15 protein-coding genes are annotated in these 14,372 nt (G+C 61.7%); 10 read left to right on the top strand and 5 right to left on the bottom strand.

All coding sequences use genetic code 11. From position 1 onward, the window contains the following. Positions 1-22 precede the first annotated feature (22 nt). Together BQ8482_RS15580 and BQ8482_RS15575 are read right to left on the bottom strand one after the other, a co-directional pair. A complete protein-coding gene (locus tag BQ8482_RS15580; protein WP_165848575.1) occupies positions 23-520 on the bottom strand; it encodes a Rossmann-fold NAD(P)-binding domain-containing protein in 498 nt (165 codons plus the stop codon). A gap of 36 nt (positions 521-556) precedes the next feature. Beyond that, complete coding sequence (locus BQ8482_RS15575) at positions 557-904, bottom strand: SDR family oxidoreductase (protein WP_123148423.1); 348 nt, start codon at positions 902-904, stop codon at positions 557-559. Between the two features lie 157 nt (positions 905-1,061). On the opposite strand from BQ8482_RS15575, the gene BQ8482_RS15570 reads away from it, so the two are divergent. The 10 genes from BQ8482_RS15570 to BQ8482_RS15525 all read left to right on the top strand — a co-directional run bounded on the left by BQ8482_RS15570 (position 1,062) and on the right by BQ8482_RS15525 (position 11,082). After that, positions 1,062-2,144 (top strand): sugar ABC transporter substrate-binding protein, encoded by a 1,083-nt coding sequence (locus BQ8482_RS15570; RefSeq protein ID WP_244602821.1) that lies wholly within the window; start codon positions 1,062-1,064, stop codon positions 2,142-2,144. 113 nt (positions 2,145-2,257) lie between these two features. Next, complete coding sequence (locus tag BQ8482_RS15565) at positions 2,258-3,199, top strand: ABC transporter permease (RefSeq protein WP_165848574.1); 942 nt, start codon at positions 2,258-2,260, stop codon at positions 3,197-3,199. Further along, complete coding sequence (locus BQ8482_RS15560; protein ID WP_123148420.1) at positions 3,196-4,713, top strand: sugar ABC transporter ATP-binding protein; 1,518 nt, start codon at positions 3,196-3,198, stop codon at positions 4,711-4,713. The genes BQ8482_RS15565 and BQ8482_RS15560 overlap by 4 nt, the downstream gene beginning before the upstream one ends. A gap of 58 nt (positions 4,714-4,771) precedes the next feature. After that, on the top strand, positions 4,772-5,746 hold the full coding sequence (locus BQ8482_RS15555) for an ABC transporter permease (RefSeq protein ID WP_123148419.1): 975 nt from the start codon (positions 4,772-4,774) through the stop codon (positions 5,744-5,746). Between the two features lie 49 nt (positions 5,747-5,795). Next, positions 5,796-6,689: a VOC family protein gene (locus tag BQ8482_RS15550; RefSeq protein WP_165848573.1), complete on the top strand. Its 894-nt coding sequence runs from the start codon at positions 5,796-5,798 to the stop codon at positions 6,687-6,689. Positions 6,690-6,705: 16 nt separating this feature from the next. Further along, positions 6,706-7,104 carry a nuclear transport factor 2 family protein gene (locus tag BQ8482_RS15545; protein WP_123148417.1) on the top strand — a complete coding sequence of 133 codons (399 nt, stop codon included), beginning with the start codon at positions 6,706-6,708 and terminating at the stop codon, positions 7,102-7,104. A gap of 93 nt (positions 7,105-7,197) precedes the next feature. After that, on the top strand, positions 7,198-8,154 hold the full coding sequence (locus tag BQ8482_RS15540; protein ID WP_123148416.1) for a VOC family protein: 957 nt from the start codon (positions 7,198-7,200) through the stop codon (positions 8,152-8,154). An 85-nt stretch (positions 8,155-8,239) separates the two neighbouring features. Further along, positions 8,240-9,547 carry a histidinol dehydrogenase gene (gene hisD / locus BQ8482_RS15535; protein WP_123148415.1) on the top strand — a complete coding sequence of 436 codons (1,308 nt, stop codon included), beginning with the start codon at positions 8,240-8,242 and terminating at the stop codon, positions 9,545-9,547. After that, on the top strand, positions 9,544-10,323 hold the full coding sequence (locus BQ8482_RS15530; protein ID WP_123148414.1) for an SDR family NAD(P)-dependent oxidoreductase: 780 nt from the start codon (positions 9,544-9,546) through the stop codon (positions 10,321-10,323). Before hisD ends, BQ8482_RS15530 begins: the two co-directional genes overlap by 4 nt. 96 nt (positions 10,324-10,419) lie before the next feature. After that, positions 10,420-11,082 carry a GntR family transcriptional regulator gene (locus tag BQ8482_RS15525; RefSeq protein ID WP_123148413.1) on the top strand — a complete coding sequence of 221 codons (663 nt, stop codon included), beginning with the start codon at positions 10,420-10,422 and terminating at the stop codon, positions 11,080-11,082. Positions 11,083-11,312: 230 nt separating this feature from the next. Here BQ8482_RS15525 and otnK read toward each other — a convergent pair whose 3' ends face one another. Genes otnK through ltnD form a run of 3 tightly spaced genes read right to left on the bottom strand, consistent with a single transcriptional unit; the run spans position 11,313 to position 14,369 of the window. Then, a complete protein-coding gene (gene otnK, locus BQ8482_RS15520) occupies positions 11,313-12,590 on the bottom strand; it encodes a 3-oxo-tetronate kinase (RefSeq protein WP_123148412.1) in 1,278 nt (425 codons plus the stop codon). Further along, positions 12,587-13,405 carry a 2-oxo-tetronate isomerase gene (gene otnI, locus BQ8482_RS15515; RefSeq protein ID WP_123148411.1) on the bottom strand — a complete coding sequence of 273 codons (819 nt, stop codon included), beginning with the start codon at positions 13,403-13,405 and terminating at the stop codon, positions 12,587-12,589. Before otnI ends, otnK begins: the two co-directional genes overlap by 4 nt. 19 nt (positions 13,406-13,424) lie before the next feature. Next, entirely contained in the window at positions 13,425-14,369 is a 945-nt protein-coding gene (gene ltnD / locus BQ8482_RS15510) for an L-threonate dehydrogenase (RefSeq protein WP_244602820.1), read from the bottom strand. Positions 14,370-14,372: the final 3 nt, after the last annotated feature.

The raw sequence follows: 14,372 nt of genomic DNA, 5'->3' as shown, positions 1-14,372 counted from the left end.
GCCGCGGCATCCTCGCCCCTAGCTAACTTGCCTTCCGTTCGGCGACAAAACGCCGGGCAAAGTCCTCGAAGCTGGCAGGCTCCCGGCCGAGGATCATCGATGCTACCGCCGGATTGCCGCCCGGCAGACCGAAGCGGTCATAGTGCCGGCACATCGCCCCATAGATCAGAAGATAGTCGTCGGGAACCCGGCCAGCATTTTGACGGCGCCATTCCGCCGGCGCGCAGCGCGCGGCCCGTACCGGCTTGCCCATGAGACCACTCAATATCTTCGCCATGCCGGCGTGGGATAGCGGCTCGCGGCCGACCAACTCGTACGCACCTCCGACGTAGCGCGTGCTGGTAAGGACCGTGGCCGCCGCGTCAGCCAGATCGGCGAGGTCTATCATCGCCATCGAAAGATCCGTCCGATAGGGGCGTTCATAAACGCCCTCGGCTTCAATCCTTGCCCATTCGAGGGCGATGTTCTGCATGTACATCGCAGGCTGGAGAATGGTGTAGGGCAGGCCGGATTCGATCACAATTTCCTCCCAGTTTAAGCTTCTGACGATGATGGATCATGTCCGGCATTGCGCGTGAAAGACCGAGTGCAGGACGAAATGCCTCAGACCAGCGTTGCGGGCGGCTGCGATGATGTTGGTTCCGAACGCCACCTCGCAGTCGTTGAAACGCGGTCCGATATGATAGAGCCGCGCAACCCCCGAGACCGCGTCCTCGAGCGAGGATCGGTCCCCGAGATCGGCTAGCGCGACCTCGTGTGCGCCTACTGCGTAAAGCCCGTCCTCGCTCGCTCGCGAGCGAGTCATCGCGCGAACGCACGCTCCGCGTTCGGCGAGGGCCGCTATAACGGCTTTGCCTGTCCGCCCTGTCGCGCCCGTGACAAGCACGGTTTCTCCCGTTCCCATACCGATCCTCCACGTTAGCTACCAGCGAGAAAGTCGTCACTTTTATCATGAAATAATTTATTAGTCTTTACAAAATAGATTTTTTGGTGGAATGTCGCTGCTGCATGGACCGTGGAGCACGGGCCGTCGGACGGAATACGATCATCGGGAGGATGAAGTGACACTGCTGAAAAGGATTTCAGCCGCGGTAGCGGCTGCTGTGGCAATCGCGATTGGTCCCTTGGCCGGCGACAGTGCGGTCGCCCAAGAGAAGCCAAAAACCATCTATCTGGCAGTTGGAACGACCAGCAGCGAGTATTGGCAGGAAGTTATCTGGGGCGCCCAGGAGGTGGCGAGCTCGGTCGGCGCCAAGCTGGAGGTCTACGAGAGTGGGTTCGACGGCCAGAAGCATATGCAACAACTGGGGGCAATACTCGCCGCCGGCTGCGAAGGCTGCGCCTTCGCTTGGTTTCCGGACTCCACGGCCTTCACCAAGGCCTTCGTCGAGCGGGCGGAAGCCGGTGGCGCCTTCATGACGACGATGTGGAATCGTCCTGAGGAGATCCATCCGTGGGACACCGCGCCCGATGCCTGGATCGCCAACATCTCGTTCGACGGTGTCGATTCCGGCTACCAGAACGGCATGGCGCTCTGCAAGGCGATTGGCGGCAAGGGCGGCATCGCGGTTCTCAAGGGAACGCCGGACAATCCGCCGTCGAAGCAGCGAGAGATCGGGCTCATGAAGGCTGTCTCTGAATGTCCGGGCATGACGATCCTCGACACCCAGATCGGCAATTGGGGACAGACCGAAGGTCAAAACATCACCCGCACGTGGATTGCGCGTTACGGGGAGCAGCTGAAGGGAATCTTCGCGCAAAATGACGGCATGGCGCTCGGCGCGGTCGCGGCGTTACGCGAGAAGGGCCTGGCAGGCAAGGTTCCCGTCACCGGCTCGGACGGGTCGAGCGACGTGCTGAAACTGATCAAGTCCGGCGAGATGTTGTCCAGCATGCGGATCAGCTCGCAGCTGCACGGGGCGGTCGCGGCAGCACTTGCATATGCCGTCGCCTCGGGGGAACTCAGGATCGGTGACCTGGAGCAGGTGCAGCGCGATTTCTACCTGGAGCAAACGCTTGCGAGCAAGGACAATGTCGATGCGATGCTCTCGGCCCAGCCGAATCCAGCCGACTTCTCCTACGACGCGCTAAAGAAGAATTTCTGGGCTCGGTCAAAGGGTCAGATCCCGGTCGGTGTGAACTGAGCCGCGACATGACTCAGGCGCAATTACACGCCCAAGACACCGGCGCAATGGCTTCCCCGCGCCGCGGGGTAGCTGGAGCGCGGCAGCGATCTGGCCACGCCGGAATCGGTCTCTTGAAATCCGCCGGCCCCATGTTGTCGCTCCTGGCCATGGTGGCGGTATTCACCAGTCTGACCCCGAATTTCCTTTCGGGAGGCAATCTGCAGGCGATCCTGGAGTCGGCGGCGGTCCCTGCCGTCGTTGCGATCGGGATGACTTTTGTGCTGGTGCAGGGCTCGATTGATTTGTCGAGCGAGGGCGTGGCCTCGCTTGCCAACATCCTGCTTTCGATCCTCATCGCGAACAGCGTCACAGCCCATGATCTTGGTGCGGGTGCGATCCTGGTTGCGCTCGCCGCGGGGCTGGCCGTCGGCGTCCTCAACGGAACTTTGTATGCCTATCTGCGGATGCCGTCGCTCATCGTCACGCTCGCCATGTGGCTGATCACGCTCGGCCTGGCTGCGTTGCTCTTTCCCTCGAGGCAGCCGCAACTCCTCGACGGCGGCTTTGTCGGACTGGCTCTGCACAAACACTTCGGCCTCAGCGCGCTCGTGTATCTGGCCGTGGCGTTCGCGCTCTTCGCCTTCATTGTCGAGCGGCGCACAAAGCTTGGCCGTATCGGCTTTGCCATCGGCGCCGATGAGGCGCTCGTCCGTTTGGCGGGCGTGAATGTGAATCTCTACAAGGTCAGCGCCTTCGCCATCTGCGGAAGCCTGACAGGCCTGGCCGGCATCTTGACCGCGGCGCAAATCGGCGTCGGCAATCCCCTCGCGGGAGAGGGGCTGCTTTTTCCCGGAATCGCCGCTTGTGTGATCGGTGGCACGCTGCTGTCCGGCGGCCGCGGCGGCGTCTTGCACTCGCTCGTTGGCGTTCTGGTTCTCGTCACTTTGCGCAACGGCCTTGTGCAGACGGGAACGAATCCCCTGCTGCAGAAAGCCATCGAGGGCGTGGTGATCGTCGTCGCGGTCGCCGCGTCCACCTGGCACCTGCGGCGCAAGACTAGAGTGGTAAAATGACCACGCTCCTTTCACTGCAAAATGTCTCCAAGCGCTTTCCCGGCGTGGTTGCCCTCGCAGAGATCGATCTGAAACTGCGCGAGCACGAGGTCCTCGGTCTGATCGGCCAGAACGGATCGGGCAAGTCGACATTGATGAAGATTATCGGCGGCCTCCATCAACCAAGCGCCGGGGAGATGCGTCTGCGGGGTTCACTCGTGCGCTTCGGCTCTCCCCTTGAGGCCGCGCGAGCAGGCATAGGCCTGGTCCATCAGGAGCAGTCGCTGATCGGCAATCTCACCGTGGCCGAGAACCTTTTCATCGACAAGCCGACCGACTTCAGCCGCTTCGGATTCTATCGGCGCAGCCGGATGAATGATGCGGCCCGTATCCAGCTGGACAAGGTCGAACTGGATGTCGCGCCGGACACGCCCGTCGATCAGCTGACCTTTGCGCAGCGCCAGATGGTCGAACTGGCCAAAGTGCTGTCGCTTGAGGAATTGGTGGAGAGCCACCTCGTCGTCCTGTTCGATGAACCGACATCGGTGCTGACGCCGACCGAGATCCAGGCGCTGTTCTGGCAGGTGCGGCGACTGAAGACCCGCTCGTCGGTTGTGTTCATCTCGCATCGCATGGACGAAGTGCTCGCAATCTCCGACCGGGTCTATGTGCTTTCCGACGGACGCAATGTCGCCGAAAGGGCGAAAGGCGAGACTGACCCTGACGAGTTGTACGAGCTGATGGTCGGACGCCAGCGCGCGGGTTCGGTCCTGCCGCGGAACAATCCCCCCGACAAGAGCGCGCCGAAGCGACTGGAAGTCCGCGACCTGACGGTGCCGGGCAAGGTTGCGGACGTGACCTTCGATGTCGCGTCCGGAGAGATCGTCGGGTTGATCGGGGTCCAGGGGTCCGGGGCGGAAGCGGTCTGCCGGGCGATTTTCGGCGTGGAGGAGAGCTATGGCGGCGAGATCGACTATGAGGGCCGGCCGGTGCGCATGAGTTGCCCAAGCGGCGCCGTCGGCCTCGGCATAGGCTACGTCCCCGCCGAGCGGAAGATGGAAGCGATGATGAAGGGAATGAGTGTTTGCGAGAACATGGCCGTAACCTTCGGGTCCGACTACGGCTACGGCGGGCTCTTGCTGTCAAAGCGGCGCGAGCGGCAGGAGGTGGCGAATTGGGTCGAGCGGCTCAAGATCAAAACGCCGTCGCTTGACCACCGCATCGACCAGCTCTCAGGGGGAAATCAGCAAAAGGCGGTGCTCAGCAAATGGCTTCTCGGTCGCTCGCTGCGGCTGCTGGTGCTCGATCATCCAACACGCGGTCTCGACCCCGGCGCGCGCGCCGATCTTTTTAACGCCATCCGTCAGCTGGCCGAGGACGGCCTGTCGATCGTCTTCGTGGGCGATACGCTGGATGAGATGGTGACGCTCTCCGACACGATCCTGGTGCTGCGAGACGGCAAAGTGAGCCAGCGTTTCGAAGACGTCCAGGTCAGACGGCCGTCAGAGGAAGACATCGTGAGGGCGATGGTATGAGCACGCGCCGCGAGCATCGCTGTCGAGACTTCATCTCGCGGACCCGTCGGAGCCTGTCATGACACGCGCACCTGCCCGAATGTTTCCATCAATCCGATCCGCGGGTGATCTGCTGCGAGCCTGCGGGCCGGCCATCGTCCTTGTTCTGGTATTTGCGACCGTGATCTGGATTGCGCCAGGCATTCTCAAGTGGCGCGCGGTCAATGCGCTGCTCTTCGACGCGGCTCCGCTGCTGATCCTGGTTATCGGCTGCACGCTTCCGGTGCTGCTCGGCTGCATCGATCTGTCTGCCGCGGCCATGGCGTCATTTTCAGCGGTGGTCGTGGCGCTGCTTGTCCCTGAATTCGGCTCGGCCGCCGTGCCGATAGTGCTTCTCGGAGCAGGAGTGATCGGGGCTGCCCAGGGATGGCTGATCGGACGGCTTCAGATTCCTTCGTTCGTGATGACCCTTGGAACGCTTGGCCTGTTCAGCGGCCTAGCCCTCTATGTCAGCAATGCCTCGACCGTCGGCTTGGGTCCCGGAGTAGCGCCGCTCGACTTTCTCGGCGGCAGGACGCATGGCGTGCCCAATGCGTTCCTCACGGTGGTCGCGGTCTGGATCCTCCTGGCAATTTTGCTGCGTTCCACCCGTGTCGGCCGGGATATTTATGCCTTCGGCGCGAGCGAACTGGCTGCCTATATGTCGGGCGTCCGGCGCAATCTGATCCGAGCCTGCGCTTTCGCGATCTCGTCAATCTGCGCCGCCCTTGGAGGGATGATGCTTCTGTCGCAGACCCTCTACAGCGCTCCGACGATGGCAAGCAATCTGCTGCTCCCGGCACTGGTCGGCGTGGTGGCGGGCGGCACCGCGATCTCGGGCGGAGTCGGTGGCCTTTCCTCAAGCCTGATAGGTGGGCTCACGGCAGTGATGGTCCGCGTCGGCGCTACGATCGCGGGCCTGCCGGGCGCTGCGCAGGACGTTGCCTTCGGCATCATCATCCTGGTGGCGGTCGCCGTGACGACCGACAGGACCAAGATCGGCATCGTCAAGTGATCCAGGCGGCGGCCGAAAAATCGCATCTCGGGAGGATTCGATGAGACCGATGGTTCAGCGGCTGGGGTATGTCGCCCTCAACGTGGCCAATATCGACATCGCGATAGAAGACGCGTGCACGGTCGCTGGCGTCCGCGTGGTCGAACGGAAGGGAGGTCGCGCATTGCTGACCTCGAACCGGCGTCACGCCGAACTGATCCTGTACGCCACTGATGGCGACAGCGTCCGCTCCATCGGGCTGCAGGCGCACAATGCCGACTCTGTTGCCACGGTGCGCCGTCGCGCCGAACAGGCTGGCCTCAAGGTTCTCTCCGAGCGTCCTTCCCTGCCGTGCATCGACCGCTCTGTGACTTTCGCGACGAGCGAAGGCCATGTCTTTGAGGTCCATACACCGATGCCGCTCACGCAGCCGGTCCGTCATACAGGCCCGGGCATCCGTCCACGCTGCCTCGACCACGTAAACCTGTCGAGTAGAAATTCGGAAGCGATCAGCCGCGAGCTGGAGACCGTGCTGGGGCTTCGACAGTCCGAGAGGACCACTGGCCATGAAATCGTTTGGATGCGCGCGGCCGACAACCGCCACCACACGGTCGCGACCGTAAAAGGACCAAGCGGATTGCATCACTTCAGGTGGGAGTTCTCCACTTTCGACGATTTCAAGCGGCTGGGAGATACGCTTGATGCACAGGGGCGCTTTCTCGTCTGGGGGCCGGGGCGCCACGGTGCCGGCGACAATCTGTTCGCCTATTACATCGACCGGTCCGGGTTCATGGTGGAATGTATCGCCGAAATGGAGGTCATCGAAGACGAGGATCATCAGGCAAGGATTGCCGATCCGGGCGAAAACCTATCAAATCCCAAGGTCGTGAACCGCTGGGGTGCGCTGCCGCCCCGCCTCTGGACGCAGCATTTCGTGCCGTTCGCGCCGCCAATCACTGCCTGAAATTGCGAGGAAAACCATGGATTCCCCAGAAGCAGTCCTGGCCGACGAGGTTCGCCGCCTCATCGAGGTCGTCGAGCAGAAACGCTATTCGGCGATGCTGGCGTCCGATGTCGCGGCGCTTGAAGATCTCCTCGACGACAACCTAGTCTACACGCACTCGTTTGGAGAACGTGACGACAAGGCGGGTTATCTGGAGAAGGTTGCGAACCGGTTCTTCGTCTACCACGAAATCCATCACAGCAGCGAACGTATCATCGTCCGCGAAAGGTGCGCCATCGTTGCCGGAACCATGCGCGCGAAGGCTACCGTTGGGACCGCGATCCGGGAGATCAACAACTCTTGCATGGCGGTTTGGGGAAAGAGCGGGAACCAATGGCGTCTGCTCGCATATCAGCCGACGCCGTTGGCAGGTTAGATCGCATCATTGACTTAAAAATATATTTTTTGTATCGGTATCTAGTGTTCAACGGGGTGTGAGGGCGTTGGCACGATAGGCGGAGGACGAAGCATGACGGCAATTCGCAAGCGGCAGCCTGGAGCAGAACGCGAGGGCATCCTCGGCATTCATTCCGTCAACCATTTCGTTCTGGCCGTCCCCGATCTTAAGGAGGCCGAGCGCTTCCACCAGGCTTTCGGACTCGACGTGGTCAATCACCGCGCCGGCTATGCCGTGCGCACCGAAGGGGTTGACCACGATTGGGGCTTCTTTGTCGAGGGTCCCCGCAAGCAGCTGCAGCATCTGTCCTTCGGCGTCTTCGACGCTGATTTCCAGCGTTTCAAATTGCATCTGGAGTCCAAGGGCATGGAGTTGCTGTCTCCGCCCAAGGGCTTCGAATCAAACGGACTGTGGTTCCGCGACCACGACGGCAATCTTATCGAGTTGGTCGTGACCACCAAGACGTCGCCGGATTTCAAGGTGCAGGGAGGGCATGTATCCACTCCTGCGGGCATCGTCGGCGCGCCACCGCGCAGCAAGGCGGTGAAGGTTCGCCCGACCCGGCTCGCGCACATCTTGATCTTCACCCGCGATGTCCAGAAGGCGATCGACTTCTACACCGGCGTCCTTGGCATGGGGTTGTCCGACCGCTCGGGAGACAACATCGCATTCCTGCACGGCCGCCATGGCAGCGACCACCACATGCTTGCCCTAGTCAAATCGTCTGCTCCCGGCCTGCATCACACGAGCTGGGACGTGCCGCTGATCGACCATGTTGGGCAGGGCGCAACGCAGATGGCCGACAAGGGTTTTTCACGGGGCTGGGGGCTGGGGCGGCACGTGCTGGGCTCGAACTTCTTCCACTACATACGCGATCCCTGGGGCAGCTACGCGGAATACTCGTGCGACATAGACTACATCCCGGCCGAGATGGATTGGGAATCCAAGGACCACGATGCGGAAGACTCATTTTACATCTGGGGGCCGACTCCGCCTGACGACTTCGCTCGCAACTATGAGGCTGAGTAGGGCAGAACGCGCTTTTCGACATCATTGCAGCCTGCCGGAATAGATAAGGCCTCCGGCGGAAACAACGCAGAGTGAAGGGAATTGCATGATCAGGATACTGAAGTCGGGTCGATCCGCGGAAGCCAAGGCAACCGATGCCAGTGCTGTCCGCGGCACGGTCGAAAGTGTTCTCATCGACGTTGAAGCCCGTGGCGACGTGGCGTTGCGGGAACTGTCCGAGAAGTTTGATCGGTGGTCGCCACCGTCCTTTCGTCTTTCGCAGGATGAGATCGATGTGTGCATCGGCGCGCTGTCGTGCCGGCAGCTGGACGACATCAAATTCGCGCAGGCACAGATCCGGCGCTTCGCAGAAATCCAAAAGGCCGCGCTCAAGGATGTCGAGGTCGAGACGCTGCCTGGCGTGGTGCTCGGCCACCGCAACATTCCCATGAATTCGGTCGGCTGCTACGTGCCGGGCGGCAAATATCCGCTTGTGGCATCCGCCCATATGGGAATTGTCACCGCCAAAGTGGCCGGCGTGAAGCGGGTGATAGCCATGACGCCTCCCTTCCAGGGAAAACCGGCTCCGGCCGTGATCGCGGCCATGGCGCTGGCGGGCGCCGACGAGATTTATGTCCTGGGCGGCATTCAGGCGGTGGCCGCAATGGCGATCGGCACCGAGACGATAGCACCGGTCGACTTTCTGGTCGGCCCAGGAAATGCCTACGTCGCCGAAGCCAAGCGGCAGCTCTTCGGCCGCGTCGGCATCGACCTGCTCGCCGGACCGACCGAAACGCTGGTGATAGCGGACGGCACGGCCGATGCCGAGCTCTGCGCCACGGACTTGCTCGGACAGGCTGAGCACGGTCCGAACTCGCCGGCCATCCTCCTGACGACATCGGAGCAACTCGCGACCCAGACGATGGACGAGGTCGAGCGGCTTCTCGGCATTCTTCCAACCGCATCCATAGCAAAGCAGGCCTGGGCCGATTTCGGCCAGGTGATCGTTTGCGATACCGATGAGGAAATGGTGAGCGAGGCGGACCGCATCGCCTCCGAGCACGTGCAGGTCATGACGCGCGATCCCGATTACTTTCTCCATCGGATGACCAACTACGGGGCGCTTTTTCTCGGGCCAAGGACGAACGTCGCCTATGGCGACAAGGTGATCGGCACGAACCATACGCTTCCGACTCTGGGAACGGCGCGTTTCACAGGCGGGCTTTGGGTCGGTAAATTCCTGAAAACCTGCACCTACCAAAAGGTTCTCACCGACGAAGCTTCGGTGATGATCGGGGAATACTGCTCCCGCCTTTGTGTCCTCGAGGGATTCCTCGGCCATGCCGAGCAGGCCAACGTAAGATTGCGGCGCTACGGTGCGCGCAACATTCCCTATGCCGAGGCGGCGGAATGAACGCGTCGCCCCTTACGCTGCCGAAGGCGCCATCGTTCCGGCTGGATGGGCGTCGCGCGCTGGTGACAGGCGCAGGTCGAGGGATCGGACTGGCCTTGGCCACGGCGCTCTCAGAGGCGGGAGCCGAAACAGTTCTGGCCGCGCGGACCAGAAGTGAGGTAGAAGGCGCCGCGATGGCGCTAAGGGATCGTGGCGGCAAAGCAGAAGCGTTCGTTCTGGACGTTACCGACATTTCCGGAGCCGGCGATTTGATCGCGAAACAGCCGGCTTTCGACATCGCGGTGATCAATGCGGGAACCAATCGGCCTAAGCTGATGGCCGAGGTAACCGAGGAGGACTATGACATCGTCCTCGACCTCAATGTTAAGGCTGCCTATTTCTCCGCGCAGGCGGTTGTGCGTAGAATGCTGGCGGAGCAGATCCGGGGCTCGATTATCTTCACGACTTCGCAGATGGGTCACGTGGCAATGGCAGCCCGAACGCTCTATTGCGCGTCCAAGCATGCGGTGGAGGGTCTGGTGAAGGCTATGGCTGTCGAACTCGCGCCGCGAGGTATCCGGGTCAATAGCATTGCACCCACCTTCATCGAGACCCCGATGACCGCTCCTTACTTCGAAAGCAAAGTTTTTCGAGATGAGGTATTGTCCAAAATCAAGCTTGGCCGTCTCGGGCGAGTCGAGGATCTCATGGGTGCCGTTGTCTTTCTGAGTTCGGACGCCGCGGCATTGGTGACGGGCACCTCCATAAAAGTCGATGGCGGCTGGACGGCGGAATGACTCCTGCAGCTTTGACATATGCCTCAAGTCAGCCAGAAAGCAGCGCCATGCTTTATGCATCTGAATTACTTCAGCCGCTAAACAAGCGACATTAAAATGGATCCCGCAGCGCGCACCATTGCCAACGACGTCTACGAGCAGCTTCGACACGATATCATTTCGTGCCGGATGCTTCCGGGCTCAAAGATCAATATCCAGGCTCTCGTTCAGAAGTACGACGTAAGTTTGGGCGCCGTCCGCGAAGCGCTGTCGAAACTTTCGGCTGAAGGCCTTGTCGACGCAAGGGCGCAGCGAGGATACACGGTCTCGGACGTGTCCCCGGAAGATCTCGCTGAATTGACTGATGCCCGCGTCCGCGTCGAGCAAGAGTGTCTAAAGCTCGCAATTGAGAAAGGCGGACTTGAATGGGAGACCGAAATCGTGGCCGCGCTCCATCGTCTCAGCCACACGCCGTATACGATTCCCGGTGACGCCGCTGTCCTGGATCAGCGCTGGGTTAAGGCGCATCGCGAATTTCACCGAGCGCTGGTCTCGGGCTGCGGCAATCGCTGGCTGCTTAGGATCCGCTCGCAACTGTACGACCAAAGCGAGCGCTACCGGCAACTGTCGGTGCCGCTGGCACGAACGGAACGCGATGTGGCGCGCGAGCATAGGGATATTGCAGATGCCGTGATTGCCCGCGACGTTGCACGCGCCTGCGCGGCGATCGCATCGCATATGTGGACGACAACGCAGATCGTCACGGCGGCTCTGACCTGAGTGCAACGCGGGGCTTCTAAATGAATGGTTCAGGCAGCGCCGAAACCCCACTGCGGGTAGTGAGATCCAAAAACTGCGACAAATCTGGCCGGATTAATTCCGACCAAAAGTCATGCTGCCGTCCCGGCAACGGCTAAATCAACAATATTGGTCGTTTGCCGAATGTCCGGTTCGGCCATCTGTGTTTCGAAAGCGGACCGGCATGATTGCGGCCCCAGAGCCGCCACGGCTTACGCCATAATGGCCAAAGCGTCCGCGAAGAAGCTTTCGCCGCCGAAATTTCCGGATTTAAGAGCCAACACCATGTCGCCGTGGCGACCTCCGATACTGTGCAAGACGGGCACGCCTGCAACGATCTCCTGCCCGAGGCTAAATGCGGGAATGGCAAGCCGGTCGACCACCGCGCCGGATGTTTCTCCTCCCGCGACGATCAGCCGGCGCACACCCCGTCCCACCAGACCTTCGGCAATCGCCGCGAGGGATCGTTCAATGACCTGGCCGACCGCGTCGCGTCCGTAGCGGGTTTGCAGCCTTGATACATCATCCGGATTCGAGCTGCTGGCGATGATGACGGGAGTTCGGGCCATCCGCTCGGCCGCCCAATCGAGGGCAAGCTGTGCCTCTTCCCGCCCGTTCAAAAGCTTTTCCGGATCGAGCCGCAGGACGGGCATCGTCTGCTCGGCTTTGGCGATCTGTTCCAAAGTCGCCTGTGAACAGCTTCCGGCAAGAATAGCTGCTGGTCCTGCGAACGGCTTGCCGTAAACAGCAGTCCTCTCGTGGCAACGTACCGTGCCCGCCGCGATCAGGCCGCGGGCAAGACCTAATCCCAAACCGGAGGCTCCGATCGACAATCGCTGACGAAGCGCCGCTGCGCCAATTGCTTCGAGGTCGCTCTCGAACACGGCATCGGTGATGGCCGCTCCGTTCCCATCGGAGGCCAGCTGTGCCAGCCGCTCGACGATCGCCTCCGCGCCGCGCGCAACAATTGCGAGATTGACGAGTCCAACCGCCGCAGCACTCTGCCGAGCCAGAACGCGGACCAGGTTGGCATCGTGCATGGGGTTGAGCGGATGATCCTTCAGCGGGCTTTCGTTGAGCGGCGCCGCACCGACGAAGAGATTGCCCTGATAGACGGTGCGACCGGTCTGCGGAAAGGCCGGCGTCACCAGCACCGTTGTTTCACCGGCATCGGCGCGCAAGGAGTCGAGCACCGGGCCGATATTGCCCTTGTCGGTCGAATCGAAGGTGGAACAGATCTTGTACATGACATGATCGGCGCCGCGCTCGCGCAGCCAACGATCAGAGGCACGGGCACGTTCGACCGCCTCAGGGGCGGCGATCGACCGGATCTTCAGCGAAACGACGATCGCATCGACTTCGGGCAAAGCCAGGTCGTCCGTGGGAATTCCGATGGTCTGGATCGTGCGCAGACCCTCTTTGGCCAGCGTGTTCGCCAGGTCCGAGGCACCGGTGTAATCGTCCGCGATGCAGCCGAGCGAGAGCGTCATGTTAGAGCTCCACGCTTGGCACCTGAAATTGGGCGCTGGCGCTCGCCGCAATAGGGAGCGAGCCAGCTGAGCCCGTCGAGCGTTTTGCTGCTCGGCCGGTATTCGCAGCCGACAAAGCCGGCATATCCTAGCCGGTCCAGCTCGTCGAAAATGAAGTGATCATCGAGTTCCCCGGTCGCCGGTTCATGCCGCGAAGGCACGCTGGCGATCTGGATGTGACCGATGAGCGGCATCAGCCGGCGAAGCGCCATGGTGACGTCACCATGCATGATCTGGCGATGGTAGACGTCGAATTGCAACTTGAGATTGGGTAGCGCCAGATCGCCGACAAGAGCTTCTGCGAAGCCGAAGTCGTTGAGGAAGTAACCCGGCATGTCACGGCCGTTGATCGGCTCGATCAGGAGATCGATGCCTCGATCGGCGAGTTTTCCGGCCGTCCAGACGATCGCCTTCCGGTAGGCATCGACAGCTTCCTTGTCGTCGCGAGAGGCAATCCCCGACATGAGATGAAGGCGCTTGACGCCGGTCGCCTCTGCGTAGGAGAGCGCTGTTTCAACGCCGACCCGGAGCTCGTCGAACCGTCCCGGCAGGGAGGCCAGTCCACGCTCGCCGCCAGCCCAGTTACCGGGCGGCAGGTTGAACAGGACCTGGCATAGACCGTTCTTTGCGAGGCGTTCGGCGATTGCATCGGGTCTATGCTCGTAAGGAAAAAGGAACTCGACCGCTTCGAAGCCGGCATCGGCGGCGGCAGCGAACCGGTCGAGGAACGGCCATTCGTTGAACATCATGGTGAGATTGGCGGCGAAGCGGGGCATTGGCTGGGTCCGGTCCTGGTCAGGTTTGCGGTTCGCCGGGCAAGTCGGTGCCCGTGATCTTTGCGTAGAGGCGGGCGACCGAGGCATCGTCATCGCGCCCCATACCGGCCGCCGAGGTCATCAGGAACATCTGCAGCGCTGCGGCCGCCACCGGCACGGGGAACTTGGCGCTGCGCGCCATGTCCTGGACGATACCGAGATCCTTGACGAAAATGTCGACGGCGCTGCGAGGGGCATAGTCGCCGTCGAGCACGTGCGGAACGCGGTTCTCGAACATCCATGAATTGCCGGCCGAGGCGGTGATGACCTCATAGACCTTGCGAATATCGAGCCCTTGCCGAGCGGCAAAGGCGACGGCTTCACTCGCTGCCGCGATATGCACACCGGCGAGCAACTGGTTTATCATCTTGAATGCCGCGCCGACGCCCGGTTCATCTCCAAGCTCATAAAGCTTGGCTGCCATCGCGTCGAGAGCGGGCCGTGCCTTGGCAAAGGCGGCAGCGCTGCCGGAGGCCAGCACGGTGAGGGCACCTTCCGCCGCGCGGACCGACCCGCCACTGATTGGCGCGTCGAGATAGAGCCGTCCGGTGGTTTCCAGCCGGGCGGCCAGATTGCGTGCAACGTCAGGATCCATGGTGGCTGAGGAGACGAACACCGCGCCCTCTGGCAGGGTTTCGGCCACCCCACCGGCGCCAAAGAGGATGGCTTCGGTCTGCGCCGCATTGACGACCACTGAGATCACGACGTCCGCAGCTTGGGCGGCTTCGGCGGGGTTTTGTGCCCCCCGCCCGCCGTTGGCGACAAAACGCGCCACCATCTGGTCGTTGACGTCGAAGCCCGTCACCTCGAACCCGGCGCGGCGAAGCGACGTCGCCATCCCGAACCCCATCGAACCGAGGCCGATAACCGCGACCCGCAGTGTGGCTGCAGCTGGGATATCCTTCTGCCCGTCGTTCATGGTCATAAT

This window comes from Mesorhizobium delmotii (assembly GCF_900149755.1).
Classification (GTDB): Bacteria; Pseudomonadota; Alphaproteobacteria; order Rhizobiales; family Rhizobiaceae; genus Mesorhizobium; species Mesorhizobium delmotii.
This window is presented reverse-complemented; position numbering and strand designations above follow the sequence as displayed.

What these genes read in the sequence shown, in the direction of transcription:
- BQ8482_RS15555 (WP_123148419.1), top strand. Translation starts at nt 4,772, where the DNA reads ATGACACGCGCACCTGCCCGAATGTTTCCATCAATCCGATCCGCGGGT.
- BQ8482_RS15545 (WP_123148417.1), top strand. Translation starts at nt 6,706, where the DNA reads ATGGATTCCCCAGAAGCAGTCCTGGCCGACGAGGTTCGCCGCCTCATC.
- BQ8482_RS15560 (WP_123148420.1), top strand. Translation starts at nt 3,196, where the DNA reads ATGACCACGCTCCTTTCACTGCAAAATGTCTCCAAGCGCTTTCCCGGC.
- BQ8482_RS15550 (WP_165848573.1), top strand. Translation starts at nt 5,796, where the DNA reads ATGGTTCAGCGGCTGGGGTATGTCGCCCTCAACGTGGCCAATATCGAC.
- BQ8482_RS15530 (WP_123148414.1), top strand. Translation starts at nt 9,544, where the DNA reads ATGAACGCGTCGCCCCTTACGCTGCCGAAGGCGCCATCGTTCCGGCTG.
- BQ8482_RS15540 (WP_123148416.1), top strand. Translation starts at nt 7,198, where the DNA reads ATGACGGCAATTCGCAAGCGGCAGCCTGGAGCAGAACGCGAGGGCATC.
- otnK (WP_123148412.1), bottom strand. Translation starts at nt 12,590, where the DNA reads ATGACGCTCTCGCTCGGCTGCATCGCGGACGATTACACCGGTGCCTCG.
- hisD (WP_123148415.1), top strand. Translation starts at nt 8,240, where the DNA reads ATGATCAGGATACTGAAGTCGGGTCGATCCGCGGAAGCCAAGGCAACC.
- BQ8482_RS15525 (WP_123148413.1), top strand. Translation starts at nt 10,420, where the DNA reads ATGGATCCCGCAGCGCGCACCATTGCCAACGACGTCTACGAGCAGCTT.
- BQ8482_RS15575 (WP_123148423.1), bottom strand. Translation starts at nt 904, where the DNA reads ATGGGAACGGGAGAAACCGTGCTTGTCACGGGCGCGACAGGGCGGACA.
- ltnD (WP_244602820.1), bottom strand. Translation starts at nt 14,369, where the DNA reads ATGACCATGAACGACGGGCAGAAGGATATCCCAGCTGCAGCCACACTG.
- otnI (WP_123148411.1), bottom strand. Translation starts at nt 13,405, where the DNA reads ATGCCCCGCTTCGCCGCCAATCTCACCATGATGTTCAACGAATGGCCG.